Origin of the sequence: Serratia sp. PL17 (assembly GCF_017832355.1) — a bacterium.
Taxonomy (GTDB): Bacteria; Pseudomonadota; Gammaproteobacteria; order Enterobacterales; family Enterobacteriaceae; genus Serratia.
Window position 1 is genome coordinate 129,353 of the sequence record NZ_JAFIBY010000003.1, and the last position, 24,810, is coordinate 154,162.

Here is a 24,810-nt window from a genome sequence, read left to right on the forward strand (position 1 = left end):
AGAGTCAGCGCTATTATCCGTAGGGGGCAAAATGCCAATCGGCTGAACAGTCGTACAAAACAGGCCTTATTTGCGCCATGCAACATCCACGCAGCGCGCGACCATAAAAAAACCCCGCCGGAGCGGGGTTCTTTGCGACAGGTTAATCGAGGAGAGTCGATTAACGCAGCAGGGACAACACGTTCTGAGTAGACTGGTTAGCCTGTGCCAAAACAGAGGTGCCAGCCTGTTGCAGGATGTTTGCACGGCTCATGTTAGACACTTCGGTCGCGTAGTCAGCATCTTGAATACGAGACTGGGAAGCAGACAGGTTGTTCACGGTGCTGTTCAGGTTGTTGATAACAGAATCGAAACGGTTCTGTACCGCACCCAGGGAAGAACGCAGGCCGTCAACCTGAGACAGTGCTTTGTCCAGGGTGTCCAGTGGGGTTTTAACGTCGGTTACAGCTGCACCTTCGGTAACTTTACCATCAGCAGCAACGGTAGCAGCTTTGTATGATTTAGTGCCGTCTGTAGCAACAGTTTGCACGTAGAAACCATCTTTACCGTCTTTGTCTTTACCGGCAACAACAGTTTTACCTGCTGCCAGAGCAGAGCCTGCTTTGTCATAAGCTACATCTGCACCGCCAGTGGTCACTTTCAGCGTCGCGCCGTCAGCAACTTCAGCGCCAATTTTGGTGCCTTTGTCGGTCACGTTGAAGGTGTCCAGGCCCAGTTGCTTAGAATCGATCTTTTTCAGGTCGATATCGATGGTTTCACCGTCGTTAGCGCCAACCTGGATGGTCAGTTTCTGATCGCTGCTCAGGACTTTCACGCCGTTGAAATCAGTCTGCTCAGAGATACGGTTGATTTCAGACAGACGCTGAGTGATTTCGTCCTGGATGGATTTCAGGTCGCTGCTTGAGTTAGAACCGGTTTGCGCCTGTACGGTCAGACGACGGATGTTCTGCAGGTTGTCGTTAACTTCGTTCAGAGCGCCTTCAGTGGTCTGCGCCAGAGAGATACCGTCGTTGGCGTTACGGGAAGCCTGAGTCAGACCTTTGATGTTAGCAGTGAAGCGGTTAGAGATTGCCTGACCCGCGGCGTCATCCTTGGCGCTGTTGATACGCAGGCCAGAAGACAGACGCTCAATCGCAGCACCCAAAGAGGACTGAGATTTGTTCAGGTTGTTCTGCGCCATCAGAGACAGGCTGTTGGTGTTAATTACTTGTGCCATTATATGCTTTCCTTACGAGTCAGTTGCGATCTTCGCAACGTAGTTAAAAGGTTCGGGCTGCTTTGCCCACGGCGTCAACCACCGTCCCATCAGGTATCGGCCCTCCCCCTGCAACCTTTAGAAATTTTTTATTTTTTTTTGCATATTCAGCAATAGGGTAATTAACGCAGTTTTTCCCTCTTCTATTGCGCCATCGGTTTTTTATTTTTTCGGTAAACTTTTTCTCCACTGGGCCGATAACGCGTAAAGCGAATAAAGTCATTATCAAGGAGAATTACCAATGGCATCGATCAGTTCATTAGGCCTCGGCTCAGGGCTTGACCTCAACGGTTTACTGGATAAGCTGACCAAAGCGGAACAGCAGCGTCTGACCCCTTATACGACCAAGCAGTCGAGCTACAACTCTCAAATCACCGCCTACGGGACGCTGAAAAGCTCGTTGGAAAAGTTTGACAACTTGAGCAAAGAACTGGAGAAAGAAGATTTCTTTAAAAGCACTACCGCCAGCGAACACGATGCATTCAAGATCACCACTAACGCAAAGGCGGTCCCAGGCAACTATGTGGTGGAAGTCACCAAGCTTGCGCAGGCTCAAACCTTAACAACGCAGGCCGCGATCGGCGATCAGACCACCCAACTGGGTGCAGAGGGTGCAACCGATCGCTCCATCAGTATCACCGCCGGCAACCCGCCAAAAGAAACCAAGATCCCGCTGAGCGACGATCAAACCTCGCTGGTGGAAATGCGTGACGCCATCAATGGTGCCAAGGCTGGCGTCACCGCAAGTATCATGCGCGTGGGCGACAATCAGTATCAGTTGGCGATCAGTTCTTCCACCACTGGCGAAAACAACAGGGTCTCTATTCAGGTCAATAATGATGACCAACTGGGTGATATCCTGAATTACGACTCCAAACGCAGCACCAGCCCGATGAAAGAAACGGTGAAAGCGCAGGATGCCGAGCTGGTGGTGAACGGTACCGCCATTAAGCGCAGCACCAACTCGATCAACGATGCCCTGCAGGGCGTAACCATCGATCTGAAGACAAAAACCAAAGACGCCGAGCCGCAAAACCTGGTGATCAGCACCAATACCGCCGGCACCACCGACAAGATCAAAGAGTGGGTCGACGGCTATAACTCGCTGCTGGATACCTTTAACTCGCTGACCAAATATACTCCGGTCAAAACCGGCGAGGCGCAGAATGCCAGCAACGGCCCCCTGTTAGGGGACAACACGCTGCGCGGTATTCAGTCATCGATTAAAAGCGCTCTCAGTGCCGCACAGGATAACCCCGAGCTGAAAGGCCTGGGCAATCTGGGGATCTCAACAAATACCAAAACCGGCAAATTGGAAATCGACAGCACCAAGCTGAAAAAAGCGCTGGATGATAAACCCGATCAGGTCACCAACTTCTTCGTCGGGAACGGCAAGGACACGGGTATGGCCACCGAGATCCATAACGAGATCCAGAGTTATATCAAGTCCGGCGGTATCATCGAAAACTCGACCAAAAGCATCAATACCAACCTCGACCGCCTGAACAGCCAGATAACTACGGTCACCGCCAGCATTCAAAACACCATAGATCGTTATAAACAACAATTCGTACAACTGGACACCATGATGTCCAAAATGAATGGCACCAGTAACTATTTGAATCAACAATTTAAATAACCACTTTTTAACCAGGTAAAAAAAAGCATGTATAACCGTAGCGGCACTCAGGCCTATGCGCAGGTCAGTTTGGAAAGCGGCGTGATGAGCGCCAGCCCGCATCAGTTAATCGTGATGCTTTTCGATGGGGCGCTTAGCGCCCTATTACGCGCACGGATACTGATGAACCAGGGGGATATCGCCGGCAAGGGTCAGGCACTGTCAAAGGCCATCAATATTATTGATAACGGCCTGAAAGGCGGGCTTGACCACCAGCAAGGCGGTGAAATGGCCGATAGTCTGGCGGCACTGTATGACTATATGAAGCGGCGCTTGATGCAGGCCAACCTGCACAACGACGAAGCGGCGATCACCGAAGTGGTCAAATTGTTGGAAAATATTGCTGACGCCTGGCGCCAGATTGGCCCTAATTATCACCCTTCTCAGGACGCCGTGTAATGGAACGTCAACAGCAGTTGTTAGCCGCCTATCAGCAAATTTTTACCCTGAGTAGCCATATGATTGTGCTGGCACAAACCGGCCGGTGGGAAGAACTGGTTGAGCAGGAACTGGCCTATGTGACGGCGGTAGAAAAAACCGCCGCCTTTACCGGTCAGGCTGGCCCGTCGATGGCACTGCAGGAGTTGCTGCATCATAAACTGCAGCAAATCCTGGACAACGAAACCGAGTTGAAACGTTTGCTGCAGCAACGCATGGACCAATTGAAAGAATTAATCGGCCAATCAACGCGCCAAAACGTGGTCAACAACACCTACGGTCAGTTTCACGATCGCGCTCTGCTGCTAGGAGAGCCACAAATCAGGTGAAATCGTAACAATAACGGCGACGTTGGGATAAGGAGCAGCATGTACTATTATTCCCCGGTTAAGTCAGGATATTAATCCATGGCATTTGAATTATTCAGATAATGGGTAATTAGTAAAAATGCACAATTTGAGCCTTGCTCTCACTTTAACGGATAAGCATCACTCCAACACGGACGTTTTCTGTTCAGCAGGAAATTTATTTTTGATAGATAAAACACGTCGTTGTGCTTCACAACGTATGGAAAAAAGTTGCTCCAACGCCCATCAAAGCGTAAAGATATTCACAGATAATGGCCGCGAAATGAATATCGATGGAACGTACAATTAATATTTGTCCTGGAATTGGTGCATCGGCACACATCATTCAGCATACTGAATTATTATTCCCTTCAGTTTATTTTGAGCAACCACATCTGTATCTGGTACAACAAGGCCACAAGCGTATACGTTGGCAACAACGAGAAATCATCGCTCATGCGGGCGAATTGTTGATCATCGACGGAGGCCAAACCGTAGATATAATTAACGGCCCCTCAAAAGATGGGGTTTTCAGTTGCCAGTTGCTGACCTGCGATCCCCTGTTGTTCACCACACCATCAGCCACCGTCGAAACCGCCCCCTCAACCCCCTTCGATGCGGTGCTGGCGTTACGCAACCTGCCCTGTGCCTTGATGCACAGTTTCGAGACCACCAGCCTTGCACTGGCTCTTAAGCATCGTTTCCCAACGGTTATCATTCGCCACAAAATGTTAGAAATCCTGCTCTGGTTAAAACAATTCAACGTCCACTTTATGCATAACGAGATTAGGAATTTAACCCAGCGCGTGCGTCGTTGCCTGGCAACCGATCCCCATAATATCTGGACGGCGGCCGAGGTAGCGGAAACATTGTCGATGAGTGAAGTGATGTTGCGTCGCAAGTTGTCGGCAGAGAATACGTCGTTGCGCAATCTGATGATCGACGTGCGTATGAGTAGTGCATTGGCGCTTCTGCAATCTACAGATTGGCCGATATCCGTCATTGCACAACATGTGGGTTATGAAAGCTCGTCACGGTTCGCAGAGCGTTTTCGCAAGCGTTTCGGTTTTGCTCCCACGGCAATCCGCGGGCACCAGCGCGCAATGGAACCCAGCACGCCTCGCCCCGATCACTTCAGCATGATGCAAGCGCAGGAGTGATGGCCACACGCGTAAATTAAATCATTGGACAATGAAGTCGTTGTTTTTGTAAACAGGATTGGCACAAAACGACCAGGTGGGATAGCATCAACGCAGCATTAAAACGGTCAGAAGTGAATAAACCATGCTCAACGAAAAGCTGCTGTTTTCCCTGGTTGTATTACTACTCGGCATGTGGTTGTTTGGCTTACTGTATGAAGAAGAAGCCATGCGAATGTTGGCGGGAAAATAAAACAGTAAGGCCACAAACGTGGCCCCAATTGTTTTAACTTTGTTTAATTAAAATGCTTATTAATACAGTTAAAACGATAAGTATTAAAATACTTAACAACCGCCATCTGCGTTCACTTTTACCGCTCATTATATTACCTGGTAATTGAAAGGTCTTTACACCCTGGAATTATAATGCAGCGATAAACATGGCAATTTGCGTTACATCGTACTTTCTCCCCTTCTACTCCGGCGATTGATGTTCGTTGCGTTGCCGTTATCGCCATGATCAAGCCACTGATTATTCACAATGACATCACTAAAGCACAGTCATTCGGTGATCAAGGCGCAACAAGGGCCAATCGGGCAGGAAGTTGCGCAACTAATTGGTCCACCGCCAACCTGACTTTTAACGGTTGGTAAGCGGCATGGGGCCAAACGGCACTAACGGGGAAATCTACGCTGCCAAAGCGGCGCATTATCGCCACCAGGCGACCTTCAGCAAGGTGCTCACGAGCAAGCCAATACGGTAGCCAAACCACGCCGGCACCGCTTACCGCAGCATTGACAATAGCTTGCATATCATCCATCACGATTCTTGCCTGCGGCCTGATTTCTTGCAGGCTGTTGTTGCCGTCCCTGAGTTGCCATTTCTGGACACTGCCGGCACGTAAATACCCTACCGCCTGATGTTGGCTCAGTGCTTGTAACGACTGCGGTTCGCCATAGCGCTGTAAATAGGCCGGTGACGCACAAAATGTCATGCCGTGGTGGCCTAACTGCCGACCTATCAGGCGACTGCTGTCAGGCAAGGCGCCAATACGAATAGCCAGATCAAACCCTTCGTCGATCAAGTCCACTGTGCGATCGCTAAAGGAGAGTTCCAGCGTCAATTGCGGATGCTGTATCGCCATTTCCGTCAGTATCGGCGCAATGCACAAATGGCCGAACAGCACGGGCATTGACACACGTAACCTGCCGCTGGCTTGCACTTTGCCGCTATCGAGCAAAGCCTCGGCATTGTTGATCGTCGCCAGTGCCTGTCGACAATGCTCATAGAACAACACCCCCTCATCCGTCAGACTTTGGCTGCGCGTCGTGCGCAGGAAAAGCATGACCCCCAGACGCGCCTCCAACCGAGAGATAATTTTACTGATGGCAGAGCGTGTCAGATGCAATTTTTCAGCCGCGTTGGCGAAGCTACCCGCCTCCGCTACGGCGACAAATACCGGGATGCCGTTTAGTTCTGTTCTCACCGTATTGCTTCCTTTTTGGAATCAATGATGTGAAACACTATCACCACTGGTGAATATTCAGCAATGTTAACATGCGTTATCTCGAACACCCCAAGGGGCCAACTGACGCATTGGGGCTTATGCAGACACTCATCAGGAAAAGATCATGAACAATATCTTGGTACTCAAATCCAGCATCATGGGCGATCAATCCCACACGAATACATTGATCGACGCCTTTTTGACCGAACGCAACACCAAGGGGCTTCAGGATAACGTCGTAATACGCGACTTGGTTTCGCTCGACTTACCCGTGCTGGACGCCGAATTGTTTGGCGCATTACGTGGCAGCGAGTCCCCCAGCCCGCGGGCCAAAGAGGTGGTGGCACTCTCGGATCAATTAATTGCCGAGCTTAAAGCCAGCGATCTGGTGGTGATTGGTGCGCCGATGTACAACCTTAACGTGCCGACACATTTAAAGAACTGGTTTGATTTGGTGGCACGTGCCCGCGTCACGTTCAACTACACGTCGACTTATCCGGTCGGTCTGGTTGAAGACGTGCGTGCCCTGGTGATCAGTTCGCGCGGCGGCATACATGTGGGTAACGAAACCGATGCGGTCACCCCCTACCTGCGTTCCGTTTTAGGCTTGATGGGCATCAGTGAAGTGGAATTCGTTTATGCGGAAGGCCTGGATATGAAACCACATGGACGAGATCGGGGTATGGAAAGTGCCCACCATCAACTTGCTGCGTTACTTTCCTGATCGTCATTTCCAACAAACATGGCCTCAAACACGAGGCCATGCTCATCACACCGCCATATTCATCACTTCCTGGTAGGCGGAAACCAGCTTATTACGCACCTGTACGCCCATCTGCAGTGAGACTGAGGATTTTTGCAAATCAACCATGACGTCATTTAAGCTTATGCCCGGCACACCCACTTCAAAATCCTGCGCCTGTTTGCGTGCGGCCTGCTGGGTATCACTGATCTTGCCGATCGCGGCTTTCAGTTCGCTGGCAAAGTTGACGCCCTGTGCCGGCGCACTTTGCCCCATTGTTCCCGCCTGAATCGCCGTGGCCTGCAGTTGCTGCAATACCCCTTCAATGCCCTGAATTGCCATTCTGACCTCAATAAAAACGTTGTTGCCGGACGTTGTTGCATCAGGCACTACTTTGATGATCCACACCCTATCACAGCGTTTTTATCCTAAAGCCGTTAATTAACTGCAAAAAACCCGGCTTATCGGGCCATCGAAATTCCCCTCAAGAGGAAATAATGGCATGCCCAGAAATGGGAGCGCCGCTATATCCGTCGTCTTTCAAGTTGCAGCGTTTTATCTGCACGCGCTCACCTCAATGGCTGCTGTAGGGGGCAAATGAATTCGCCCCGATTAACTCAGGTGCAGCATGCTGCGCCCCTACAACACCAGGGAATGAGCGAGCCGGCAGCCTAGCTGTAACTTGAAAGGCATAGGGTATATTTATATGTGTATCAGGGAGTCTGTTTTGTCACACAACGCTAACCACATCGTTCATCAGCCTGGCAGGGAGCTACGCCGTGGCCTGCACCGGATCCTGAGCGTCATTGAAGGACACTGGCTAAAATGAGTGCTTCAATTACCGCCACCGAAAGCCGCGATAATGGCCTGCAAGCCATGTGGAATCGTCTGCGCGCCAACCCAAAAATCCCACTGCTGATCGCCGCTTCCGCTGCCATCGCCATTGTGGTTGCACTGCTGTTATGGGTGAAAAGCCCAGACTACCGCGTTCTGTACAGCAACATTAACGATCGCGACGGCGGGGCCATCGTGACTCAACTCACGCAGATGAATATCCCTTACCGCTTCGCCGAGAACGGTGCGGCGCTGCTGATCCCCGCAGAGAAAGTGCATGAAACCCGTTTACGCTTGGCGCAATTGGGCCTGCCTAAAGGGGGAGCCGTCGGCTTCGAACTGCTGGATCAGGAAAAATTCGGCATCAGTCAATTCAGTGAGCAAATCAACTACCAGCGTGCGCTGGAAGGTGAACTGTCACGCACCATCGAATCACTGGGGCCAGTACAAAACGCCCGGGTGCATCTGGCACTGCCAAAACCTTCCCTGTTCGTTCGCGAGCAAAAATCCCCATCTGCCTCGGTGACACTGACGCTCCAACCCGGTCGCGCATTGGATGACGGCCAGATCAACGCCATCGTTTATATGATCTCAAGCAGCGTTGCCGGTTTGCCGCCAGGCAACGTTACGGTGGTCGATCAATCAGGTCGGCTGCTTACCCAGTCTGACGGCGCAGGTCGCGATCTGAACGCAGCACAGCTGAAATACGCCAACGAAGTGGAAAGCCGCTACCAACGCCGGATAGAAGCCATTTTGGCACCGATGGTCGGCAGCGCCAACGTGCGTGCTCAGGTCACTGCACAGATCGATTTTGCGACCCGCGAGCAAACCGACGAAGAATATCAACCCAACCAGCAGCCGAACAAAGCTGCCGTGCGCTCAAAGCAAATGAGCCAAAGCGATCAAATTGGTGGGCCACAGGTCGGCGGTGTACCGGGTGCGTTGTCAAATCAGCCTAGCACCCCTGCTACCGCGCCGATCGAAACCGCCAAACCGGCTGCCGCAGGCAATAACACCAACACGGCCAATACGGCCGCCGCCTCTACCGCGCCGCGCAGTACTGGGCCGCAGAACAGCCGTCACGATGAAACCACCAACTACGAGGTCGATCGCACCATTCGCCATACCCAGCAAAAAGCCGGGACAGTGCAGCGGCTGTCGGTTGCGGTGGTGGTCAACTACAGCGGCACGGATAAAAGCGGCAAGCCATTGCCGATGAGCAAAGAGCAGTTGGCACAGATTGAATCCCTGGTACGTGAATCCATGGGCTTCTCCAGTGCCCGTGGCGATACCCTTAATGTGGTCAACGCGCCGTTTACTGATAACGACGTCACGGGTGCCGAGTTGCCGTTCTGGCAAAGCCAGGCCTTTATCGATCGTCTGTTCGACGCAGGTCGTTATCTGCTGGTCCTGCTGGTCGCTTGGCTACTCTGGCGCAAGCTGGTACGCCCGCAACTGCAAAACCGTCAGGCCGTGCAAAAAGCCGCGCTCGCCGCTGCCAATGCGCCAATGGCTAAACCGGCCGACAGCACTAAACCGAGTAATGAGGAGCTGGCGCAGCACCGTAAATCGCAGCAGCGCGTCAGTGCAGAAGTCCAGAGCCAGCGGATCCGCGATCTGGCTGATAAAGACCCGCGTGTGGTCGCTCTGGTAATCCGCCAATGGATGAGTAACGAACTATGAGTCTGACCGGAACCGAAAAAAGCGCCATCCTGCTGATGACGCTAGGTGAAGATCGCGCTGCCGAGGTGTTTAAACACCTCTCCTCGCGTGAAGTCCAGCAGTTGAGTGGCACCATGGCCAGCATGAGCCAGGTGTCCCACAAACAGCTGCACGAAATACTGCGCGAGTTTGAAGACGACGCCGAACAATATGCAGCGCTGAGCGTCAACGCGAGCGACTATCTGCGTTCTGTGTTGGTCAAGGCATTGGGCGAAGAACGTGCCTCTAGCCTGTTGGAGGATATTCTCGAATCGCGCGAAACCACCACCGGCATGGAAACACTGAACTTTATGGAGCCGATGAGCGCCGCCGATCTGATCCGCGACGAGCATCCACAAATCATCGCGACCATTTTGGTCCACCTGAAACGGGGTCAGGCGGCAGATATTCTGGCGCTGTTCGACGAGCGCCTGCGCAACGACGTGATGTTGCGTATCGCGACCTTCGGCGGCGTGCAACCGGCCGCGCTGGCAGAACTGACCGAAGTTCTGAACAACCTGCTCGATGGCCAAAACCTCAAGCGCAGCAAAATGGGTGGGGTGCGCACTGCAGCCGAGATCATCAACCTGATGAAAACGCAGCAGGAAGAAGCCGTTATCGACGCCATGCGCGAGTACGATGGCGAACTGGCGCAGAAAATCATCGACGAGATGTTCCTGTTCGAAAATCTGGTGGAAGTCGACGATCGCAGCATCCAACGCCTGTTGCAGGAAGTGGAAGGCGAATCCTTACTGGTCGCGCTCAAAGGTGCGGAACAGCCGCTGCGCGAGAAGTTCCTCAAGAACATGTCGCAACGCGCCGCCGACATTCTGCGCGACGACCTGGCCAACCGTGGCCCGGTACGTATGTCGCAGGTAGAGAACGAACAGAAAGCCATCCTGTTGGTGGTCCGTCGTTTGGCAGAAACCGGCGAAATGATTATCGGCGGTGGCGAGGACACCTATGTCTGATCGCATCAACACCCTGCCCTGGCAGCCATGGTCGCTTAACGATCTGACCGAACCCAAGCCAGAGATTGCCCCTCTGCCGGTGGCAGAGACTTACGGCATCCCGGTGGACGACACTGTCGTCCAGGAGCAGCAATTGGCCCAGTTGCGCCTGCAGGCCGAGCAACAGGGCCAGCAGATGGGCTATGCGGACGGTCAGCAAAAGGGCTACGACGCAGGATTTCAGGCCGGCATGGAGGACGGTCGCCAGCAGGGCTTGCTGGAGGCGCAACAGCAGCAACAGCCTCTGACTGCCCACTGGCAACAGTTGGTGACCGAATTCCAGCACACGCTGGATGCGCTCGACAGCGTAATAGCCTCGCGCCTTATGCAACTCGCCTTAACCGCCGCCAAGCAAGTGCTCGGCCAGCCCCCGGTGTGTGACGGAACCGCTCTGCTGGCCCAAATCCAGCAGTTGATCCAACAAGAGCCTATGTTCAGCGGCAAACCGCAGCTGCGCGTTCATCCGGATGACTATCAGCGGATAGAGCAGCAATTAGGTGCGACCCTCAGCCTGCACGGCTGGCGGTTGCTGGCGGATGGCCAATTGCACCCGGGTGGCTGCAAGGTCAGTGCCGATGAAGGCGATCTCGACGCCAGCCTGGCAACACGCTGGCACGAACTCTGCCGCCTTGCCGCGCCGGGGGACGTGTAATGACCCTGCGCCTCGGTCGCTGGCTGACGTCCCTGGACCAGCTGGAGAAACGCATTGCCCACACCCCGACGGTACGCCGCTATGGCCGTCTGACACGCGCTACCGGGCTGGTGCTCGAAGCCACCGGGCTACAATTGCCGATTGGCGCCACCTGCCTGATCGAACGTCACGACGCCAGTGAAGTGCAGGAAGTGGAAAGCGAAGTGGTCGGTTTTAACGGTCAGCGGCTGTTTCTGATGCCTCTGGAAGAAGTGGAAGGCATTGTCCCCGGCGCCCGGGTTTACGCCCGCATCTCGCCCGAAGGGCAAAGTGCCGGCAAACAATTGCCACTTGGCCCGGCATTGCTGGGACGCGTGCTCGACGGCAGTGCCAAACCGCTCGACGGCCTGCCTGCACCGGAAACCGGCTACCGTGCACCTTTGATCACAGCCCCGTTCAACCCACTGCAACGCACGCCGATCGAACAGGTGCTGGACGTCGGCGTACGCACCATCAATGGCCTGCTGACCGTCGGGCGCGGGCAGCGTATGGGCCTGTTTGCCGGTTCTGGCGTGGGGAAAAGCGTCCTGCTGGGCATGATGGCGCGTTATACCCAGGCCGATGTGATTGTCGTCGGCCTCATCGGTGAACGCGGCCGCGAGGTCAAAGACTTCATCGAAAACATCCTTGGCCCTGAAGGCCGGGCACGTTCGGTGGTCATTGCCGCACCGGCAGACGTTTCCCCCTTACTGCGTATGCAAGGGGCCGCCTACGCCACCCGTATCGCCGAGGACTTCCGCGATCGTGGTCAACACGTGCTGCTGATTATGGATTCGCTAACCCGTTATGCCATGGCGCAGCGTGAGATCGCCCTGGCTATTGGCGAACCCCCGGCAACCAAAGGCTACCCACCTTCCGTCTTTGCCAAACTGCCGGCGCTGGTAGAACGTGCCGGTAATGGCATCAGCGGCGGTGGTTCCATTACCGCCTTTTATACCGTCCTGACGGAAGGCGATGACCAGCAGGATCCGATTGCCGACTCGGCGCGCGCCATTCTCGACGGTCACGTCGTGCTATCGCGACGGCTTGCCGAAGCCGGTCACTACCCGGCTATCGACATCGAAGCGTCGATCAGCCGCGCCATGACGTCACTGATTGACGACGAGCATTACCGCCGGGTACGCAACTTCAAACAGATGCTGGCCAGCTATCAACGTAACCGTGACCTGATCAGCGTCGGTGCCTACGTCGCCGGCAGCGATCCACTGCTGGACAAAGCCATGACGCTGTATCCGCAGATGGAGGCCTATCTGCAACAGGGTATTTTCGAGCGCAGCGGTTACGACGACGCCTGCCAACAGCTACAACAGTTGATCGTTTAACGTCACTAAAGGCGCAAATCCGATGAAACCACAGTCACCCCTCATTACCCTGCGCGATCTGGCGCAGGATGCGGTGGAACAGGCAACGCAGCAATTGGGTCAGGTACGCAAGGCACAACAAGCCGCTGAGCAGCAGCTTTCCATGTTGCTCAATTATCAGGATGAGTACCGCCAGAAGCTGAATAACCAACTGAGTGGCGGCATGGAGTCGTCAAATTGGCAGAACTACCAGCAGTTTATCGGCACGCTGGAACAGGCCATTACCCAACATCGCCAACAGCTGACGCAGTGGGGGCAGAAGGTCGACCACGCCATGAAGCACTGGCAAGACAAGCAGCAACGGCTGAATGCCTTCGAAACCCTGCACTCCCGTGCCCAGAGCGCGGAGCAGCAGTTGGAGAACAAACGGGATCAAAAACTGATGGATGAGTTCGCTCAACGCAGTGCACAAAGGAATCTACAACAATGAATCTCAACGCTTTGCCGGGCATATCGTCTCAGAGCGAGACCGGTTTACTGCCGGACGCACAGGCGCCGCTGGACGAGTCAGCGCTCTCCTCCGCCTTTGCCCAACTGCTCGGTGCACGCGTGCTACCTGCCGACAAGTCCGCAGGAAAACTGTCACCGACGGCACTGGACGCAGAAGGTGAATCAAGCCCGCTCAGCCACAACCAACTGACGCAGCTTCTGGCCGCCTTCGGCGAGCGCGATGGGCTTATTACGCCCTCGTTATTACGTGGTAATCAGCCGTTAGCCAGCGACGCCGACGAAGAGCTGCCCTCAGATCAGCAGCCTCAAGACGTTGCTCTGCGGCCTGCCGGTGAGATCGACGCAGCCACACTGCAAGCCCTGTTCGCGATGCTGCCCATCGCCACTCCCCCTTCTGTACCAGGCACCGCCAAACTTACCGTTGAAGGTGATCAGGATGCCACTCAACCTGCCGCCCTGCTGACCGCCGCACTGGGTAAACAACCAGACGCCAAGGGCAGCCCGATAGCCGACGTACAGAAAACCCCGGCAACGCTGGCCAAAGATCCGCTCAACGTTGAAAGCCGCGCGGACAGCCCGCAACAGACAGCCGCAACGCACGACAAGATGGATACCGCCGCGTTGAAATTCAGCGCGGACGCGCAACCTCAGGCAGCGGTTAATCCTCACATGGCTCCACCGGTGTCCAGCCCGATAGCCGCATCGGCACCCGCGACCTCGCTGGTCACTGCGCCGCCAACCCCCCAGTTGAACGCCCAACTTGGCAGCCCAGAATGGCAGCAGGCATTGAACCAACAGGTCCTGATGTTCCATCGCAACGGCCAGCAAAGTGCCGAGCTGCGGTTGCATCCGCAAGAACTGGGGGCGCTGCAAATCACCCTCAAGCTGGATGACAATCAGGCCCACCTGCACATTGCCTCCGCACAAGGTCAGGTACGTGCCGCCGTCGAAGCCGCCATGCCGCAACTGCGTCATGCATTGGCAGAGAGCGGCATCAATCTGGGGCAAAGCAGCGTCGGGGGGGAATCCACACCCCAGTGGCAACAGGCACAGCAACAAAACGCTGAGCAGCAGGGCCGACCGGATTACCGCGATCGCCACGGTGACAGCAATCTGACCGGTGAGGCTCTCAGCGCGCCGCTGGAATTGCAGGCGATGGCCCGCGCCGTCAGCGGCGTTGATATTTTCGCCTGAGCCACCGCAAACGTCCAAGCTGGCACGCTTTTCTCTGTCTATTCTGGCTATTGCACGCCGGAATAGACGCGATAATACCGCTACCCGTCATAGTTGAAGCTGCATCATTGTTGGCTGCGTTTGCGCACCCCGGTCACATAGTTATCTATGCGCTTGGGGACTGACAACCAGGCCGTCGCGACGCAACTCCAATTATTTTGGATAAATTATGTCATGCGTGCGGCTTTTACACGCGCTATATACCCGCGAGATCTTAGGTTGCAGCTTGAAAGACGACGGGTATAACAACAGGAATTTGATTTAGCTATGTCTCAAAATACCCTACCGGCAGCCCCTAAACGCTCCCTTCTGGTCATTCTGCTGGTGTTGATCGCCGTCATCGCCAGCGGCGCGGCCGGTTACAGCTGGTGGCAGCTCAAGCAACATCAGAGCGGCGCGCAACCTGCCGCCAAACCACAACCGCCGGCCGCACCGGTATTCATGCCGCTGGACACCTTCACCGTCAATCTGATGACGCCCGATAACAACCCGGATCGCGTGTTGTATATCGGCCTGACATTACGCTTGCCGGACGAAAACACCCGCCGCCAATTGAACGATTTCCTGCCGGAAGTGCGCAGCCGTCTGCTGATGCTGCTGTCACGTCAGGAAGCGGGTCAACTGAGTAGCGAACAAGGGAAGCAGCAACTGGTGGCGCAAATTAAGGACGTGCTTAGCCCACCGCTGGTTAAGGGACAACCGAAGCAGGTGGTCAGCGATGTGCTGTTCACTGCCTTCATATTGCGGTAATCACTATGGGCGACAGCATTCTTTCACAGGCAGAGATCGACGCCTTGCTCAATGGAGACAGCGCGGGTGATGAACCCGAAGCCGTCACCAGCAACGAGAGCGAGGTCAAGCCGTACGATCCGACCACCCAGCGCCGCGTGGTACGCGAGCGTCTGCACGCGCTGGAAATCATCAATGAACGTTTTGCCCGGCAGTTCCGCATGGGATTGTTCAACCTGCTGCGTCGTAGCCCGGACATTACCGTCGGCCCGATCAAGATCCAGCCGTATCACGAATTTGCCCGTAATCTGCCGGTGCCAACCAACCTCAACCTGGTGCACCTGAATCCGCTGCGTGGCACCGCGTTATTCGTGTTCGCACCGAGCCTGGTATTTATCGCCGTCGATAACCTGTTCGGCGGCGACGGCCGCTTTCCAACGAAAGTGGAAGGCCGTGAGTTTACCCCCACTGAGCAGCGGGTGATTAAACGCATGTTACGCCTGGCGCTGGACGCCTACGGCGATGCCTGGAGCGCGATTTACAAGATCAATGTGGAATACGTGCGCGCAGAAATGCAGGTGAAATTCACCAATATCACCACCTCACCGAACGACATTGTGGTGACTACGCCGTTCCAGGTGGAGATCGGTGCGCTGAGCGGTGAATTCAATATCTGTATTCCGTTTGCGATGATTGAGCCGTTACGCGAGCTGCTGACCAACCCGCCGTTGGAAAACTCACGGCAGGAAGACAGCCATTGGCGTGAAACCTTAGTGAAGCAGGTGCAACATTCCGAGCTGGAACTGATTGCCAACTTCGTCGATATCCCAATGCGGCTGTCAAAGATCCTGAAGTTGCAGCCAGGGGACGTATTACCGATTGATAAGCCGGATCGCCTGATTGCCCACGTGGACGGCGTACCCGTTCTGACCAGCCAATACGGCACGTTAAACGGGCAATATGCCCTGCGTGTTGAACATTTGATTAACCCTATTTTGAATGCTCTGAGTGAGGAACAGCCCAAATGAGTGATCCTAAGCAACCGTCTGGCGAAGGAAAGGAATCCGTGGACGATCTGTGGGCTGATGCGTTTAACGAACAGCAAGCTACTGAAAAAACGTCTGCAAGTGACGCCGTGTTCAAATCGCTGGAACCGCAAGATGCAAGCGGCAGCCTGCAAGATATCGATCTGATCCTGGACATCCCGGTCAAATTAACCGTCGAACTGGGCCGTACCAAAATGACCATCAAGGAACTGCTGCGTCTGTCGCAGGGATCTGTCGTGGCGTTGGACGGGCTGGCGGGTGAACCGCTGGACATCATGATCAACGGTTATCTGATCGCCCAAGGCGAAGTCGTGGTGGTGGCCGACAAGTTTGGCGTGCGCATTACCGACATCATCACCCCTTCCGAGCGCATGCGCCGCCTGAGCCGCTGATGAATCCAAGCACGACCACGCCTAACGCAGGCACTTTGCAATCCTCCGCGCCGGCGCTGCCGGCCGGTTCGGTGCTGACGCAAGTCAGCACCGCGCTTGGCAGTATCCTGCTCTTGATCCTGCTGGCAGGTTGGCTTTTCCGTCGTCTGGGATTTGCCCCACAGGCACGCAACAGCAAACTGCTTAACCTGCGTGCCAGTTGTCAGGTGGGACAACGTGAGCGCGTGGTGGTGATCGAGGTGGATAACACCTTATTGGTGCTCGGCGTCACTGCACAGCAAATCACGCCGTTACATACCCTGCCCGCACCACCGAAAGACAGCACGGTAGCCGACACGGTGCCGCCGGCGGATTTTCGCCAACTGATGCAAAAAGTTCTGAAACGCCCGGAAAAATCGGCATGAAATTCCTCGTTCCTTATATCGCCTCATTTGCGCGGGGCAAGCAATGCCTTTGCGGTATCACCGCGGCCTTGCTGTTAGTCAGCCCGGCGGCTTTCGCACAGCTGCCTGGGCTGATCAGCCAACCGTTGGCTAACGGCGGCCAAAGTTGGTCATTGCCGGTGCAAACGCTGGTGTTGCTGACGTCGCTCAGTTTCCTGCCCGCCATGTTGCTGATGATGACCAGTTTCACCCGCATCATCATTGTCCTTGGGCTGTTACGCAATGCGCTGGGTACCCCGTCAGCGCCGCCGAACCAGGTGATGCTTGGACTGGCACTTTTCCTGACCTTTTTCATCATGTCACCGGTGTTCGACAAGGTTTATCAGGACGCTTATCTGCCGTTTAGCCAGGATAAAATCAGCCTGGATGTGGCGTTGGATAAAGGCGCGCAGCCACTACGCGAGTTTATGCTGCGCCAAACGCGTGAAACCGATCTGGCGCTGTACGCCAAACTCGCTAACCAACCCCCGCTGGCGGGGCCGGAAGCGGTGCCTATGCGCATTCTGTTGCCTGCCTACGTCACCAGCGAGCTAAAAACGGCGTTCCAGATTGGTTTCACCGTGTTTATTCCTTTCCTGATTATCGACCTGGTGGTCGCCAGCGTTTTGATGGCGTTGGGGATGATGATGGTACCGCCGGCGACCATCTCGCTACCGTTCAAACTGATGTTGTTCGTACTGGTAGATGGTTGGCAGTTACTGCTCGGCTCACTGGCGCAGAGTTTTTACTCGTAACCCGGCGCTCACGCCACCTCTGAAGGAAGCATAATGACACCCGAATCGGTCATGGCACTGGGCACCGAAGCGATGAAAGTGGCGCTGGCGCTGGCAGCCCCCATGCTGCTCGCCGCGCTGGTCAGCGGCCTGGTGGTCAGCCTGCTGCAGGCCGCCACCCAGATCAACGAAATGACGCTGTCGTTCATTCCAAAAATTCTGGCGGTGGTCGCCACCATCGTGATCGCCGGGCCATGGATGTTGAACCTGCTGCTGGATTACATGCGTACGCTGTTCACTAATCTGCCAAATCTGATTGGTTAATCATGCTCACATTTGATAGCGCGCAGTTCGGCGTCTGGCTGAGTCAATACTTCTGGCCATTGCTACGCATTCTGGCGCTCATCAGTACTGCTCCGGTCTTCAGCGAAAAGCAAATCAGCAAGAAGGTGAAAATTGGCCTCGGCGGGCTGATCGTGATACTGATTGCGCCCGGATTGCCAATCAGTACTGTCCCCATTTTTTCCGCAGCCGGGTTGTGGCTGGCGGCTCAGCAAATACTGATCGGTGTGGCGCTGGGCCTGACGATGCAATTTGCCTTTGCGGCGATACGCTTGGCTGGCGAAGTGATCGGCATGCAGATGGGCTTGTCATTCGCCACCTTCTTTGACCCCAGTGGCGGGCCGAATACGCCGGTATTGGCACGGCTACTCAATTTGCTGGCCATGCTGCTGTTCCTCAGCTTCAACGGCCACCTGTGGCTGATTTCACTGTTGGTGGACAGTTTCCATACCCTGCCTATCCAGGCGGAACCCTTGAATGGCAATGGTTTTCTGGCGCTCACCCAAGCAGGCTCGCTGATCTTTATCAACGGCATGATGTTGGCGTTACCGCTGATATGCCTGTTGCTCACGCTGAACCTGGCGCTGGGCCTGCTCAATCGCATGACCCCTCAGCTGTCGGTGTTTGTTATCGGTTTCCCGGTCACCATGACGATAGGTATCATGACCATAGGTATGATGATGCCGATGCTGGCACCGTTCTGTGAGCACCTTTTCGGCGAATTCTTCGATCGTCTGGCCAGCGTCATCGGCAACATGACGCCTTAATGTTAGCCAACCCGTGCGGCTTAACGGCCGCCCCTCTCCGAACAAACTGGCAGTAAACCCCCTTTCTCGCTATAAAAAGTTGAAAAAAACAGATAAACACTATTTGGCTTCAATTAATCTTATTGCCTTGAATAATAAAATACCCCCCTTAGAATGGCCTTGTTAAATATAAAGCCATCAGTAGAAAACCACCCTGCCATCCATTAATTTTCACAGGATAAAATACAGGAGCGCGATTAAAAAAGAACGCATAGGGAAGTAGAAATATAAAACACATTCCATCTCCGCAAGGATAAAACAGCCACTCACCGGGGTCAGCCGGCGGGTCAGGCATATTTATTGTCTGCGGTGTTTTTACCTCTATTCTCAGGAGCATAGACATGAAAGCAAAAACCAACCGAAGAGCACGAAGAACCTTGGGCCTGACGCACTGGGCAACCAACCGGATTCAGATTGCCCTCTGCCCGTCGGAAAAAGACGGGAAATGGAAAATGGTTAAAAAGAAAAAATAACGCTGCCGTTATCATTAAATATAGATATATAACATCTATAATTATTCCTCAGTCCACAATAAATACCTTGGCGTTTCACCGCGTTAAATAAGGCGGATATGACACATCTATTTTTTGTGTCTGTCGAAAAAAAGGCACGTCACTCAAACCTTAGTGGGGGAAAGAGTGACGTGCCAAACAAGTGCGCCCGGTTTCAAGAATTCTCTACAGAGATAGAGTCTTCTAAGCACACCCAAAGGGTTACCCGCTATGGCTTCACAACGGGTGTTTATTATTGCCGTTCATTCTGAGCGCGCGCTGCCTGCTGCGCCCTCACTAAAGGCGATTTATCATCGCTATGCCTATCGATTTCAGGCTGCAGCCAGAAACAAGGCCCGTGAATGGGCCTTGTCGTGCAGGCAACCACGCTGCGGCTTGAAAGACGGCGGGTATCGGCGGGAATTAGCGGTTCATCTGGAACAGCGACATACCCTGCATATCGCCGAAAGTCTTGTATGACGCCTGCAACGCGGCCTGTTGCATAAAGTAAGCAGAGATCGACTCGGCCAGATCCGCATCCGTCAGCGCACTCATTTGCACCTGGTTGGTCATGTCGCGCTCTTTGCCAATGCTGTCCAACTGATCCATTTCCTGCAGTTGGCTCCCCAATTCGGCACGCACGCTGAGCACCTTGTTGTAGGAGTTATCCATGCCGCGACTCGCCTTGGCCAAGGCATCAGTCACCTGCTGCTTGGTGGCGTCGTCCGCATCCTGCTGCGGCGTTTTCAGCGCCTTCAGGGCAATGTCGATGCTCTCAAACACGTTGGCAACCGGGGCACTGCCGTCCGGCTCAGGTTTCGGGTTGCTGGTCAGCGCCATAAACACCCCATCACCGGTATGGCCGATGGTCATAGTACGGTTGGCGTCCACCTTCTGTTCGACCGCCTTGTCACCGCCTTTATAGCTTACGGTTCCACCTTCATCGACAAAGGGTGGCTTATCGTTCACGTAACCGCCAAACATGTAGCGGCCATTGCCGTCTGTGCTGTTAGCCAGATTGAGCAGTTGATCTTTCAACCCCTGTAACTGCGTTGCCAACGAGTCGCGGTCGTTATCACTTTTGGTGCCACCCGCGTTGACGATCAACGTTTTGATGTCGGCGATGGTGGACGTTGCACCGGCCAACACGTTTTCTTCCATCGAAACGCTCTGCCGGGCAAAGGTGCGCGCGAGCGTATACTGGTTGTTCTCGGCCTGTGACTGCGACAACATCACCGCCTGCGATGCCGCCAGCGGATCGTCAGAGGGGTTGATCACCCGTTTGCCCGTCGCCAGCTGCTCGGCAGCCTTCATAAACAACGACTGGTTGCCGGTGATACCGGACATGTTTTGTTGGTACATCATGCTGGTGCTCATGCGCATGCTGTAGGTTCCTCACTGTGAGCGACCGGCACCATCAAGGCCGGTCGGCAATTAAATCAACGGATACTCAACAGGGTGTCAAACAGCGAGCTGGCAGTTTCAACCACCTTCGCATTAGCCATGTAATATTGCTGGAAACGCAATAGCTCACCGTACTCTTCATCCAGGTTAACGCCGGAGATCGACTGCTGTTGCTTGGCCAGCTGCGTGACAATGTTGCCCTGCGAGGTCGTCGCCACCTTGGCGGCGGCGGTCTGGTTGCCGATGCTGCTGACCATGCTGGCGTAGGCACCGCTAAACGTGGCTTTACCGTCCACCAGCTTTTGGGTTTGCAGATCGATCAGTTTTTTGGCGTTTTCATTGTCGCCGCGACCGCTGTCATCCTTGCCGGCAGCAGCAATTTTCGACGTGTCGCTGATGGCGACTTTCAGGCTACCCGCCACGTCACTGACCGGCTTCACGGTAAAGCTGTCTTTGGCTTTGGCGCTACCGTCGATGCTGACCTGCAGGCCATCAAAACTCAAGGTAGGCTTACCGTCGGCACCCGTGCCCGCTGTAGCGTTCACCTTAACGTTGTCCGGCAGGCGGCTCACCTGCCAGTTGCTGCCGTCGAACTCAACGCGGTAGTCGTTGGCTTTCACTTTACTGGTATCGGTATAAGAAACCGACAGTGAGGCGTCACCCGTATTGCGGGTGTTATCCACCACACGGCCTCCACCAAAGCTGAAGAAGTCGGTACCAGCGTCGCCGTTCAGATCGAAACCTGCGCGGTGCTGCTGATTAAAGTTATCTGCCAACGCCAGTGCAATTTGCCCCAGTTGGTTACGTGCGCCGTCCAGCGTTTCGCTGCGGAACTTGAACACGCCGCTCAAACTGCCGCTATTGATCTGGCCCTCAGGCACTTCACTGGCACCGTGGCCGCGGTCATAGCCCAGGGTCAATCGTGCAGGATCGCTGCTGGAAGGGACTGCCGACACCTGATAAGTGGTGCTGCCTTGCACCAGCGTCAGGCCGTTAGCGAATGAAACCGTATAGGCATCACCATCCTGTTGGGTCACCTGGACACCAACCACTTTATTCAGATCCGTCACCAGTTGATCGCGCTGATCCAACAACGCATTCGGCTCGCCGCCGCTGCCGCGCAGGCGAGTGATCTCGTCGTTCAGGCGGGCAATCTGCTGGCTGTAACTGTTGATCTGTTGTGCGTTGTCGCTGATCTGCTGGTTGACGCCGCTGTCCATATCACGCAGGTATTTGTCGGTGTTATTGAACTGGTTAACCAAACCGTTGGCTTTGCCCAGCACGGTCTGACGCGCAGAGTCATCGCCAGAATTGCTCACCAGGTTTTGCAGGTTAGTGAAGAAATCCTGCATGTTGGTCGACAACGAGTTGGTTTTGCTCGCCAGCAGGTTATCTATCTGAGAGATTTTCTCGTAGTAGGCACCCTGCGCTTCGGCATTGCCCTGTGCGCTACGCAGTTGGTTGGTAATGAACTGGTTGTATTCGCGATTGACGCTGGTAACGGTTACGCCATTACCGATAAAACCGCTCATGGTACTTAAGCCGCCGTTCTGCGCCAGAATGGCGGTCTGGCGGTTATAGCCGGCCACGTTGTAGTTGGAAATGTTGTTGCTGACGGTACTGAGCGCCACCTGAGCCGCATTCAGTCCGCTCATCGCGGTATTGATTAAGCTATTGGACATAAGAATTCCTTTTGCTGCGGTGCCGGTGGCCCACAGGGTTTTATTAAGCTGCTGAGTTTGTTCACTCAGCCTGTCTCGGTTATCGGCAAAAAACGGGGAAACTTGATAGGGAATTGCTGGCCTTTATTCATGATTCATAACTTTCGCAAATCCCCCAATAATGCGCGTGGCAACAAGGCGGCCTCAAGCGGGGTAACCCACCGGCCTGCACTGGTCCGTCAGGAGTAAGGCCCACGAATGGGCCGAATAGCACCTTCACCCCACACCGTTATCGCGTCAGGAATGAAGGGGGATTTAGAACAGGTCCTTCAAGTCATGGGTATAGGCTTTTATCACCTGCTCACCCGTGTTTTTCATTTGCTGAATCACACTGACCAACTTGTTGGCGTATTGAGGATCGGTGGCATACCCGGCCCGTTGCAATGCATGCGCCGCCTGTTCAGGACTGCGGGCATTGGCAACGTCGGCGTAGCGCGGATTATTCGTCAGCAGTTTGACGTAGTCGGCCATCGCCTCGACGTAAGACCCGTAAACGCGGAATTTCGCCTTAATCTTCTTCGCTGCCCCTTGTTCAAACTCGGTCGTGGTGATTTCGGTCACCGGACCGTCCCAACTCCCGCCTGCCTTGATGCCGAACAGGTTATAACTCGGTGCCCCTTCTGCGGTCGGGATCTCGCGTTGCCCCCAGCCTGATTCCAGCGCGGCCTGCGCGACAATCAGCTGATGCGGAATACCGCTCTGCTGACTGGCGACCCGCGCCGGGATAGACAGTCGAGCAACAAAGTTGCCGTTATTGAGCGTCATTGGTGCCGCCGAGGGGGCCTTCGGCACCGCACGGCGGATCATCTGCTCCAGTGCCTGATTTGGCAGCGCTTGCAGCACCTCGTTGTCCAACGCCATCGGCGACAGGCCTGCGGTTTCACTCGGCACAGCATTGGCATTGCCCATCTGCTTGACCATCATGTCGGCCAGCCCCAGGCCTTTCTGCGACATCTGCTGGGCAATCTGCTGGTCGTACATTGAGGTATACAGCCGCGTTTGATCGCTGCTTAGCGCGCCATCCTGCGGGAGCGCGGCGCGCATGCTCTTTAGCATCATCTGCACGAACATGCCTTCAACCTGCTGCGCCACCTGTTTCAGGTTGCCTTGCGGATCCGCCGCCGCATCACGCTTCAAGCCGTTTAGCGTCTGGGCGTCATAGGCCGCGCCCGACATCGCCATCAAATCCCCAGCCATCAGATGATTTCCAGCTTGGCGCGTAAACAACCGGCACTTTGCATCGCCTGCAGGATCGACATCAAATCGTTCGGTGTCGCACCCAGCGCATTCAGCGCACGGATCACGTTGTTCAAATTAGCGCTGGCATTCACCTTTTGCAGCGAGCCCCCCTGCTGTTGCACGGAGATCTGGGTATTTGGCGTCACTACCGTCTGCCCGCCGCCAAACGGCGTCGTTGGCTGGCTGACGGTATTTTGTCGATCGACCACCACTGACAAGTTGCCCTGCGCGACGGCACAAGAATCCAGGATTACGTCGCGGTTCATTACGACAGAACCGGTTCGTGAGTTGATGATCACCTTGGCGTCAATCGCCCCCACGCTGACGCTAATGTTCTGGATTTCGGCCAGGAAGCGGACTTGTGAGCTGTTGCCCTGCGGCACCAGCACCTGGATCGTACGGGCATCCAGCGGTGAAGCCGTCCCGCCCCCACGCTGGCGGTTGATCGCGTCGCTGATCTGCTGCGCAAGCGTAAAGTCTTCATCATTCAGTTGCAGGTTAATCACGCCACCGGCACCGAAGGTGGTCGGTAGCTCTCGTTCAATGGTCGCGCCATTGCTGATGCGGCCACCCGCCAGTTGGTTGACTTGCACGCTGCTCCCACCGGCCGACGCGCCTGCCCCCCCGACCAGCACGTTGCCCTGCGCCAATGCGTAGACCTGATTATCCACCCCTTTCAGCGGCGTCATCAGCAAGGTACCGCCACGCAGGCTTTTGGCGTTGCCCATTGAGGACACCACCACGTCAATATTCTGACCCGTACGTGAAAACGGCGGCAGCTTGGCGGTGACCATAACGGCCGCCACATTTTTCAACTGCATATTGGTGCCCGGCGGCACGGTGATACCCAGTTGCGACAGCATGTTGCTCAGGCTCTGGGTCGTGAACGGTGTCTGCATGGTCTGGTCGCCAGATCCGTCCAGCCCTACCACCAACCCGTAACCAATCAGGGCGTTATCACGTACCCCCTGCACCGTAACCAGATCGCGAATGCGCTCCGCCGCGGCCGGCAGGCTAAGCGCGCCCATCACCAGCACCATTAGAAATTTCTTTAACATTGGAACCTCATTCACCTTAGCCACAAGGCGTTATTGTCG

At 54.9% G+C, this 24,810-nt stretch carries 26 protein-coding genes; 19 read left to right on the forward strand and 7 right to left on the reverse strand.

The window, feature by feature from the left end:
- Window positions 1–160: 160 nt before the first annotated feature.
- Window positions 161–1,216 carry a flagellin gene (locus JOE25_RS12140; RefSeq protein ID WP_209635522.1) on the reverse strand — a complete coding sequence of 352 codons (1,056 nt, stop codon included), beginning with the start codon at window positions 1,214–1,216 and terminating at the stop codon, window positions 161–163.
- Between the two features lie 280 nt (window positions 1,217–1,496).
- On the opposite strand from JOE25_RS12140, the gene fliD reads away from it, so the two are divergent.
- The 4 genes from fliD (at window position 1,497) to JOE25_RS12160 (ending at window position 4,878) form a co-directional block, all read left to right on the forward strand.
- Window positions 1,497–2,894 carry a flagellar filament capping protein FliD gene (gene fliD, locus JOE25_RS12145; RefSeq protein ID WP_209635524.1) on the forward strand — a complete coding sequence of 466 codons (1,398 nt, stop codon included), beginning with the start codon at window positions 1,497–1,499 and terminating at the stop codon, window positions 2,892–2,894.
- Window positions 2,895–2,921: 27 nt separating this feature from the next.
- Complete coding sequence (fliS, locus tag JOE25_RS12150) at window positions 2,922–3,332, forward strand: flagellar export chaperone FliS (protein ID WP_209635526.1); 411 nt, start codon at window positions 2,922–2,924, stop codon at window positions 3,330–3,332.
- The gene (fliT, locus tag JOE25_RS12155) at window positions 3,332–3,700 is read left to right on the forward strand and encodes a flagella biosynthesis regulatory protein FliT (RefSeq protein ID WP_209635536.1); all 369 of its coding nucleotides are present in this window, start codon (window positions 3,332–3,334) and stop codon (window positions 3,698–3,700) included. The genes fliS and fliT overlap by 1 nt, the downstream gene beginning before the upstream one ends.
- A gap of 311 nt (window positions 3,701–4,011) precedes the next feature.
- Window positions 4,012–4,878, forward strand: coding sequence for a helix-turn-helix transcriptional regulator (locus JOE25_RS12160; RefSeq protein ID WP_209635538.1), 867 nt, complete (start codon window positions 4,012–4,014; stop codon window positions 4,876–4,878).
- A 551-nt stretch (window positions 4,879–5,429) separates the two neighbouring features.
- On the opposite strand, the gene JOE25_RS12170 is transcribed toward JOE25_RS12160, so the two are convergent.
- The gene (locus tag JOE25_RS12170) at window positions 5,430–6,344 is read right to left on the reverse strand and encodes a LysR family transcriptional regulator (RefSeq protein WP_209635540.1); all 915 of its coding nucleotides are present in this window, start codon (window positions 6,342–6,344) and stop codon (window positions 5,430–5,432) included.
- A 145-nt stretch (window positions 6,345–6,489) separates the two neighbouring features.
- Between JOE25_RS12170 and JOE25_RS12175 the strand changes: the two genes are divergently transcribed.
- Window positions 6,490–7,089, forward strand: a complete 600-nt coding sequence (locus JOE25_RS12175; protein WP_209635542.1) for an NAD(P)H-dependent oxidoreductase — start codon at window positions 6,490–6,492, stop codon at window positions 7,087–7,089.
- A gap of 45 nt (window positions 7,090–7,134) precedes the next feature.
- Here JOE25_RS12175 and fliE read toward each other — a convergent pair whose 3' ends face one another.
- Window positions 7,135–7,449: a flagellar hook-basal body complex protein FliE gene (gene fliE, locus JOE25_RS12180; RefSeq protein WP_209635544.1), complete on the reverse strand. Its 315-nt coding sequence runs from the start codon at window positions 7,447–7,449 to the stop codon at window positions 7,135–7,137.
- A 483-nt stretch (window positions 7,450–7,932) separates the two neighbouring features.
- Between fliE and fliF the strand changes: the two genes are divergently transcribed.
- The 14 genes from fliF (at window position 7,933) to sra (ending at window position 19,331) form a co-directional block, all read left to right on the forward strand.
- Window positions 7,933–9,624 carry a flagellar basal-body MS-ring/collar protein FliF gene (gene fliF, locus JOE25_RS12185; RefSeq protein WP_209635547.1) on the forward strand — a complete coding sequence of 564 codons (1,692 nt, stop codon included), beginning with the start codon at window positions 7,933–7,935 and terminating at the stop codon, window positions 9,622–9,624.
- A complete protein-coding gene (gene fliG / locus JOE25_RS12190) occupies window positions 9,621–10,613 on the forward strand; it encodes a flagellar motor switch protein FliG (RefSeq protein WP_037419039.1) in 993 nt (330 codons plus the stop codon). The genes fliF and fliG overlap by 4 nt, the downstream gene beginning before the upstream one ends.
- A complete protein-coding gene (fliH, locus tag JOE25_RS12195) occupies window positions 10,606–11,304 on the forward strand; it encodes a flagellar assembly protein FliH (protein ID WP_209635548.1) in 699 nt (232 codons plus the stop codon). The genes fliG and fliH overlap by 8 nt, the downstream gene beginning before the upstream one ends.
- Complete coding sequence (gene fliI / locus JOE25_RS12200; protein ID WP_209635550.1) at window positions 11,304–12,665, forward strand: flagellar protein export ATPase FliI; 1,362 nt, start codon at window positions 11,304–11,306, stop codon at window positions 12,663–12,665. Before fliH ends, fliI begins: the two co-directional genes overlap by 1 nt.
- A gap of 22 nt (window positions 12,666–12,687) precedes the next feature.
- Entirely contained in the window at window positions 12,688–13,134 is a 447-nt protein-coding gene (gene fliJ, locus JOE25_RS12205; protein WP_209635552.1) for a flagellar export protein FliJ, read from the forward strand.
- Complete coding sequence (locus JOE25_RS12210; protein WP_209635554.1) at window positions 13,131–14,348, forward strand: flagellar hook-length control protein FliK; 1,218 nt, start codon at window positions 13,131–13,133, stop codon at window positions 14,346–14,348. The genes fliJ and JOE25_RS12210 overlap by 4 nt, the downstream gene beginning before the upstream one ends.
- A gap of 306 nt (window positions 14,349–14,654) precedes the next feature.
- Window positions 14,655–15,137, forward strand: coding sequence for a flagellar basal body-associated protein FliL (gene fliL / locus JOE25_RS12215; protein ID WP_209635555.1), 483 nt, complete (start codon window positions 14,655–14,657; stop codon window positions 15,135–15,137).
- Window positions 15,138–15,142: 5 nt separating this feature from the next.
- A complete protein-coding gene (gene fliM, locus JOE25_RS12220) occupies window positions 15,143–16,144 on the forward strand; it encodes a flagellar motor switch protein FliM (protein ID WP_037419020.1) in 1,002 nt (333 codons plus the stop codon).
- Complete coding sequence (gene fliN / locus JOE25_RS12225; RefSeq protein WP_037419017.1) at window positions 16,141–16,554, forward strand: flagellar motor switch protein FliN; 414 nt, start codon at window positions 16,141–16,143, stop codon at window positions 16,552–16,554. Before fliM ends, fliN begins: the two co-directional genes overlap by 4 nt.
- The gene (fliO, locus tag JOE25_RS12230; RefSeq protein WP_209635558.1) at window positions 16,554–16,958 is read left to right on the forward strand and encodes a flagellar biosynthetic protein FliO; all 405 of its coding nucleotides are present in this window, start codon (window positions 16,554–16,556) and stop codon (window positions 16,956–16,958) included. The genes fliN and fliO overlap by 1 nt, the downstream gene beginning before the upstream one ends.
- Window positions 16,955–17,731, forward strand: coding sequence for a flagellar type III secretion system pore protein FliP (gene fliP, locus JOE25_RS12235; RefSeq protein WP_245209862.1), 777 nt, complete (start codon window positions 16,955–16,957; stop codon window positions 17,729–17,731). Before fliO ends, fliP begins: the two co-directional genes overlap by 4 nt.
- Before the next feature lie 33 nt (window positions 17,732–17,764).
- Window positions 17,765–18,034, forward strand: coding sequence for a flagellar biosynthesis protein FliQ (fliQ, locus tag JOE25_RS12240; RefSeq protein WP_037419012.1), 270 nt, complete (start codon window positions 17,765–17,767; stop codon window positions 18,032–18,034).
- Window positions 18,035–18,036: 2 nt separating this feature from the next.
- On the forward strand, window positions 18,037–18,819 hold the full coding sequence (fliR, locus tag JOE25_RS12245) for a flagellar biosynthetic protein FliR (RefSeq protein WP_209635560.1): 783 nt from the start codon (window positions 18,037–18,039) through the stop codon (window positions 18,817–18,819).
- Window positions 18,820–19,199: 380 nt separating this feature from the next.
- Window positions 19,200–19,331, forward strand: a complete 132-nt coding sequence (gene sra, locus JOE25_RS12250) for a stationary-phase-induced ribosome-associated protein (protein ID WP_209635562.1) — start codon at window positions 19,200–19,202, stop codon at window positions 19,329–19,331.
- Window positions 19,332–19,772: 441 nt separating this feature from the next.
- Here sra and flgL read toward each other — a convergent pair whose 3' ends face one another.
- The 4 genes from flgL to JOE25_RS12270 form a co-directional block, all read right to left on the reverse strand.
- On the reverse strand, window positions 19,773–20,732 hold the full coding sequence (gene flgL / locus JOE25_RS12255) for a flagellar hook-associated protein FlgL (RefSeq protein WP_209635564.1): 960 nt from the start codon (window positions 20,730–20,732) through the stop codon (window positions 19,773–19,775).
- 56 nt (window positions 20,733–20,788) lie between these two features.
- On the reverse strand, window positions 20,789–22,435 hold the full coding sequence (gene flgK / locus JOE25_RS12260; protein WP_209635566.1) for a flagellar hook-associated protein FlgK: 1,647 nt from the start codon (window positions 22,433–22,435) through the stop codon (window positions 20,789–20,791).
- Window positions 22,436–22,729: 294 nt separating this feature from the next.
- Window positions 22,730–23,671, reverse strand: coding sequence for a flagellar assembly peptidoglycan hydrolase FlgJ (gene flgJ, locus JOE25_RS12265; RefSeq protein WP_209635568.1), 942 nt, complete (start codon window positions 23,669–23,671; stop codon window positions 22,730–22,732).
- Window positions 23,671–24,771, reverse strand: coding sequence for a flagellar basal body P-ring protein FlgI (locus tag JOE25_RS12270; protein WP_209635570.1), 1,101 nt, complete (start codon window positions 24,769–24,771; stop codon window positions 23,671–23,673). Before JOE25_RS12270 ends, flgJ begins: the two co-directional genes overlap by 1 nt.
- Window positions 24,772–24,810: the final 39 nt, after the last annotated feature.

Bases quoted from the DNA above. Each gene is read 5' to 3' on its own strand.
- JOE25_RS12140 (WP_209635522.1), bottom strand. From the start codon at position 1,216: ATGGCACAAGTAATTAACACCAACAGCCTGTCTCTGATGGCGCAGAAC.
- fliD (WP_209635524.1), top strand. From the start codon at position 1,497: ATGGCATCGATCAGTTCATTAGGCCTCGGCTCAGGGCTTGACCTCAAC.
- fliS (WP_209635526.1), top strand. From the start codon at position 2,922: ATGTATAACCGTAGCGGCACTCAGGCCTATGCGCAGGTCAGTTTGGAA.
- fliT (WP_209635536.1), top strand. From the start codon at position 3,332: ATGGAACGTCAACAGCAGTTGTTAGCCGCCTATCAGCAAATTTTTACC.
- JOE25_RS12160 (WP_209635538.1), top strand. From the start codon at position 4,012: ATGGAACGTACAATTAATATTTGTCCTGGAATTGGTGCATCGGCACAC.
- JOE25_RS12175 (WP_209635542.1), top strand. From the start codon at position 6,490: ATGAACAATATCTTGGTACTCAAATCCAGCATCATGGGCGATCAATCC.
- fliE (WP_209635544.1), bottom strand. From the start codon at position 7,449: ATGGCAATTCAGGGCATTGAAGGGGTATTGCAGCAACTGCAGGCCACG.
- fliF (WP_209635547.1), top strand. From the start codon at position 7,933: ATGAGTGCTTCAATTACCGCCACCGAAAGCCGCGATAATGGCCTGCAA.
- fliG (WP_037419039.1), top strand. From the start codon at position 9,621: ATGAGTCTGACCGGAACCGAAAAAAGCGCCATCCTGCTGATGACGCTA.
- fliH (WP_209635548.1), top strand. From the start codon at position 10,606: ATGTCTGATCGCATCAACACCCTGCCCTGGCAGCCATGGTCGCTTAAC.
- fliI (WP_209635550.1), top strand. From the start codon at position 11,304: ATGACCCTGCGCCTCGGTCGCTGGCTGACGTCCCTGGACCAGCTGGAG.
- fliJ (WP_209635552.1), top strand. From the start codon at position 12,688: ATGAAACCACAGTCACCCCTCATTACCCTGCGCGATCTGGCGCAGGAT.
- JOE25_RS12210 (WP_209635554.1), top strand. From the start codon at position 13,131: ATGAATCTCAACGCTTTGCCGGGCATATCGTCTCAGAGCGAGACCGGT.
- fliL (WP_209635555.1), top strand. From the start codon at position 14,655: ATGTCTCAAAATACCCTACCGGCAGCCCCTAAACGCTCCCTTCTGGTC.
- fliM (WP_037419020.1), top strand. From the start codon at position 15,143: ATGGGCGACAGCATTCTTTCACAGGCAGAGATCGACGCCTTGCTCAAT.
- fliN (WP_037419017.1), top strand. From the start codon at position 16,141: ATGAGTGATCCTAAGCAACCGTCTGGCGAAGGAAAGGAATCCGTGGAC.
- fliO (WP_209635558.1), top strand. From the start codon at position 16,554: ATGAATCCAAGCACGACCACGCCTAACGCAGGCACTTTGCAATCCTCC.
- fliP (WP_245209862.1), top strand. From the start codon at position 16,955: ATGAAATTCCTCGTTCCTTATATCGCCTCATTTGCGCGGGGCAAGCAA.
- fliQ (WP_037419012.1), top strand. From the start codon at position 17,765: ATGACACCCGAATCGGTCATGGCACTGGGCACCGAAGCGATGAAAGTG.
- fliR (WP_209635560.1), top strand. From the start codon at position 18,037: ATGCTCACATTTGATAGCGCGCAGTTCGGCGTCTGGCTGAGTCAATAC.
- sra (WP_209635562.1), top strand. From the start codon at position 19,200: ATGAAAGCAAAAACCAACCGAAGAGCACGAAGAACCTTGGGCCTGACG.
- flgL (WP_209635564.1), bottom strand. From the start codon at position 20,732: ATGCGCATGAGCACCAGCATGATGTACCAACAAAACATGTCCGGTATC.
- flgK (WP_209635566.1), bottom strand. From the start codon at position 22,435: ATGTCCAATAGCTTAATCAATACCGCGATGAGCGGACTGAATGCGGCT.
- flgJ (WP_209635568.1), bottom strand. From the start codon at position 23,671: ATGGCTGGGGATTTGATGGCGATGTCGGGCGCGGCCTATGACGCCCAG.
- JOE25_RS12270 (WP_209635570.1), bottom strand. From the start codon at position 24,771: ATGTTAAAGAAATTTCTAATGGTGCTGGTGATGGGCGCGCTTAGCCTG.